Genomic DNA, 4,500 nt, shown 5'->3' on the forward strand with positions numbered 1-4,500 from the left:
CATATCAAGCGCCTTGGACGCATGGGCGACGACGTGAAACTTGTCGAATGTCACTCGCGCATTGGGCAGATGTTCGCTCACGCCCTTAATGAACGCGGGCGACATGTCGATGCTTGCGGAGGTGACTTGCTCGGGCGTGCCGTTGTGCTGGCTAAGGTACGCCGCAAAGCTCTCAATCGGCTTCGCGTCGCGGCCGGGCGTGACGAACACGACGCGGCGCGCCTGCATATCGGCGACCAGCGTCAGATACTCGTGGCCGCGCCGGTACGAGGTCTCGTCAATAGCTACCGTGCTCACGTCCGACAGGTTCGCCGACGCGAGCGCGAGTTCCACATAGCGCGAACAGATGGCATGCACCCGGTGCCACGACAGATTGACGATGCGCGCCACAGCGGCAAACGGCATCTGCTGCGCCAGCACCAGCGCTTCGAACAGCAACGTGAAGCCGTCGAGTTGGCCAACCCGATTCGGCTGCGCGAGCCGTACCGAGCCGTCTGGCAAGCGCACGCGCGGCACCCGCACTTCCAGATAGCACTCGTGCTGGAAGAAATTCAGGTGGCGCAACCGCTTGATTTGCGTGTCATGCACTGGGTGCTCACCGGCAACCCCGGGGTAAGCGAAGCGGCTGCCAGCGACAAAGTCCACGGCAATCGTGAGTTGTCGTTTGGCCGTATCAAAGTCGACACCCTGCACGTACCACGGTGCCTTGATTCCCAAGGCGGCTTCAAAGAGTTGATTCGTCACTCGCATCGTCCCGCATGTCTGATTGCAGCATTCTGCCGCAACCAGCCATGCGCCAGCTTGTCGATTCAAAGCGCCTCAAGGGTTCGCTGCGCCGGGCTCATAGGATCTTGACCCGCCAAACCGCCCACTCGGATTTCAAAAGAGGCAATTACCTTGATGCAATTAGAGAAGGCAGCGGCAGTAAACCCGACTGGTGTAAAGCGGGATTCGCACACTCATCTTCTCCGAGGAGCACGCAAATGGACGCGTCTGACACATCCCTCCGAGGGAGAATACGACGCTAGGTGGCCGCGTGCACATGGCATTTGAACTTGGCGAGAAGACTGGAAGCCCATCACTGGGTGATGGACGGCGAGCCGCTGGCCATGCGTGATGTGATCAGAACCTAGGAGCTACGTATGCAAGGCATAGCCGCTGCTTCGAGTAAACTGCTCGAACAGGGCGAGCTTGAACAGTCAACGGGGCGGCGGTCGCTTGAGCAGTTGCTTGCCGCTGAGAGCGTCGATCGGGCCGTGCGCGTGGTCAACCACCAGATGTGGTTGGCGAAGTTCCCGGTGAATCGCGATCTGGGTGGGTTCGACTGCGACGGCTCGCCAGTTTATCGCAAGCCCGGTATGCGTTGATCCAGCGCAGTTGCGACTCGTGCTCCGCAGGTTGATGCCAGCGTGATTGCTCGCCCAGCGGTACTCACATATGGCTGGCAACGGGTGTTAGGTGACTGAATGAACCCGTAAGAGCGTTCATTCCGGTACTGTTGATACCAGCGCGCAGACCAAGCGAGGCTTGCACGAATCTCATTGCATTCAGAGGTGGTCCGCGCGTCGCCGATTCACCATCTTTGGTCTGCATCGAGACCACGTGCAAGCGGTATAAATATCGGCATGCTGCGATGTCAGCGCGGACATGAGGAAAATGATTCACTGCGGCCGCAAGATGTTGATGCGCTCGGAATTTCAATCACGAAGCGCGGAAGCGGGGTATCTTCCTCATAGTCGATCCGGGTGCCGATAAAATAACGTAGGCTAGTCTCGTCCACGAACACAGTGAGGCCCTGTGTAAACACCTTCGTGTCGAAATCGCTTACGGAGTCAACCAGGACAATAGAATATTCTAGCTGTCCTCCCGCACGAAATTCGGCACGCAGTCGAATATAAAGGGGCGCTTCGTGGCTCTGCGCGACAAGCTCGGCGGCTTCATTTGCTGCTCGGGCCGTGAACGTAAAAAATTCACACGCGGGTGCTGTCGATATGCTTGATCGTTGGGAAATCATAGATTTTCCTTGAAAATTAACAGAGAACGATACTTGACAAATGTGAATCTGCACAACGAAGGAAAGCAAGTACCGCGCCACAACGCTCGCTCGCAATACTATTGCTCGGGTACGGAATCAGCTCGTTGAGGCGAGTGTGCACCCAGAGGCTGTGTAAGCGACAAGCCAAATTATTCACGCTGTTGAGCTCGCCCCCCAGACGTCTTCATCAAGAGTGAAGCGATGCGCGGAAGGGCATAGTGGAGATCTCCTTGCGCCATAGAAAACAACTAAGCGAGATCCGCGGCGCGCGACTTGCGACTTCGTCGCGAGTCGATAGACGTTCTCTTTAATCAGTTGAAGTTTGCGATCTTGGACGTCTACATTCGACGTTAAACCAAGTTTTCCCTATACACTGAGAAACTAGCGCCACGCTCAGGAAACGCAGGCGGAATAACGGCGCGAAGTTAGCTGATATAGAATGGTTAGCGCAAGCGACTCTCACTCGGGGAAAGCGAGTTGCACGGATAACGCATGAAACAACGATACATTTTTCGAATTCCTCTCATTTGTCAGATGGGAAATGAGTGCAATGAAATTGATAGCGCATCCAGTCGCCGCCCAGAAGGGCATAGCCGCCTTGGATTCCGTAGACCGCGCGATCCTCAGACACTTGCAGCAAGACGCCTCGCTATCGATTGTCAGCCTTGCAGCGAAAGTGAAACGCAGTGCACCTGCCTGCCTGCGGCGCGTGAAACGGCTCAAGGAGACGGGACTGATACGAAGAGTCGTCGCACTGCTCGACGCGAAGGCCATCGGCGCGGGCATGTTCGCCGTAATCGGGATCGTGCTCGACGGCTCGACGCCCGAGGCGTTTGCCGCATTCGAGAAAGCGGCACAGAAGGTGTCGGGCTGCGTAACGTGCTACGCTGTGAGCGGGCAGTTTGACTATATCTTGCTCGTTCGAGCACGCGGCAACGAAAGCTTCAACCGGTTACATGCTGCACAATTGTTGCACCTGCCGGGAGTAAGGGAACTGCGTAGCTTCAAGGTGTTAAAGGAAGTCTTATCGACGCAGGCGATACCGCTGTAACCGCAAACGCTTGAGAATGTAGGCTTGACCTGTGTCAAACATCACACAGGTGCTGGTCGTAACCAAACGACACGTTTCGAATCGCCCCGCTGGCTTCCGCAGACCAAACTCGTGACGGATAAACTCTTGACCCGCCCGTCGGCAAAGTCCGTTCGTAGTGGTGCGAGCAGACTGAGTTGCGCCAGCAACGTCCCGACTCATGTTCAGTAAAGTTTCGCCGGCAACCGAAGCCGACTGGATGCACTTCGCGCAACGCGCTGCGCTGTCACAATCCAGACAATTCAGACAGAGGCAACGTGACACCGGCCTCCCTATTACGGTGATCGGGAATTGCGATGCATGCTAGAAACATCTTCCAGGTTTAGGTAAGACAGGGGCGTTGTTGCACTAATCGGAGAGCTTCGCGGCGGATTGACGTTTACGCGCAACGCTCGGGTTGACCAGGATGTTAACTCCGCTTCGAACTGCGTAGATTCTTGCTTTTTTCGCCGGCAAGATGCGCAAGGACGAACGCAAGGCAAGCGGGCCCAAAGGGGTCTACCGCGTCAGGAACTGGCGGGATTACAACGCCGGCTTGATCGCAAGAGGCGATGTAACCATGTGGATTGATGAAGGCGTACTGACGCAGGTTTCCGAGGCTGGCTCGACCAGGCGCGGCCGACCGCGTGTCTACAGCGGTGCAGCGATCCAGATGCTGCTTGGCCTCAAGCAGGTTTTTCATCTGCCTCTGCGCGCTGTGCAGGGCTTCGCGCACAGAATGCGCAAACTCGCCTACCCGGGCTTGCCGGTGCCTAACTACACGCAGTTGAGCCGTCGCGCGCAGACCCTCAAGGTCGCGCTGACGGCGCAATGTCCCCATGAGCCCATGCACCTCGTGATCGACAGGACCGGGATGAAGGTCTACGGCGTAGGCGAATGGAAAGTGCGCAAGCACGGCTGGTCCAAGCGCCGGACGTGGCGCAAGGTCCACCTTGCGATGGACGCGAACACCGGCCAGATCTGCGCCGCGCTGATGACCCATCAGGACGAAGCCGATGGCGAAGTGTTGCCCGATCTGCTCGACCAGATTCCGGCTGACGTGATGATCGATACCATCGGCGGCGATGGCGCTTACGGCACCAGGCCTTGCCACGCGCGGATCGCCGCGCGTGGCGCGAGCCCGTCGATTCCGCCGCGCGAGGGAGCGAAGCCGTGGCCAGATCGCACGCCTGGCGCCGCCTGGCGCAATGCAGCTATTGCTGCTATCGAAGGAAGCAGCAGGCGCGAATGGAAGCAGGCGACCGGCTACCACCGGCGATCGCTCGCCGAGACCTTGGTGTACCGGCTCAAGGTACTCACGGGCTCCAGTATGTGGGCGCGCGCGACTGGCTCGCAAGCCACCGAGGTGTCGATCCGTGCGGGTGTACTCAATCGC

At 57.9% G+C, this 4,500-nt stretch carries 5 protein-coding genes; 3 read left to right on the forward strand and 2 right to left on the reverse strand.

The genetic code is table 11. The annotated features are described in order from the left end of the window. A partial coding sequence (locus E1N52_RS42985; RefSeq protein ID WP_133191137.1) for a transposase occupies positions 1 to 750 on the reverse strand: 750 nt, incomplete at its 3' end. Positions 751 to 1,142: 392 nt separating this feature from the next. On the opposite strand from E1N52_RS42985, the gene E1N52_RS42990 reads away from it, so the two are divergent. After that, a complete protein-coding gene (locus E1N52_RS42990) occupies positions 1,143 to 1,367 on the forward strand; it encodes an ATP-binding protein (RefSeq protein WP_133191139.1) in 225 nt (74 codons plus the stop codon). 269 nt (positions 1,368 to 1,636) lie between these two features. Here the strand turns inward: E1N52_RS42990 and E1N52_RS42995 are convergent, their stop codons facing one another. Further along, positions 1,637 to 2,014, reverse strand: a complete 378-nt coding sequence (locus E1N52_RS42995) for a HesB/IscA family protein (protein WP_133191141.1) — start codon at positions 2,012 to 2,014, stop codon at positions 1,637 to 1,639. Between the two features lie 571 nt (positions 2,015 to 2,585). Here E1N52_RS42995 and E1N52_RS43000 point away from each other — a divergent pair. Continuing rightward, entirely contained in the window at positions 2,586 to 3,086 is a 501-nt protein-coding gene (locus E1N52_RS43000; protein WP_246089473.1) for an Lrp/AsnC family transcriptional regulator, read from the forward strand. A gap of 496 nt (positions 3,087 to 3,582) precedes the next feature. Continuing rightward, positions 3,583 to 4,500, forward strand: a 918-nt coding sequence (locus tag E1N52_RS43005; protein ID WP_133191145.1) for an IS5 family transposase, incomplete at its 3' end; no start/stop codon positions are given.

It is taken from the genome of Paraburkholderia guartelaensis, from assembly GCF_004353905.1.
GTDB classification, from domain to species: Bacteria; Pseudomonadota; Gammaproteobacteria; order Burkholderiales; family Burkholderiaceae; genus Paraburkholderia; species Paraburkholderia guartelaensis.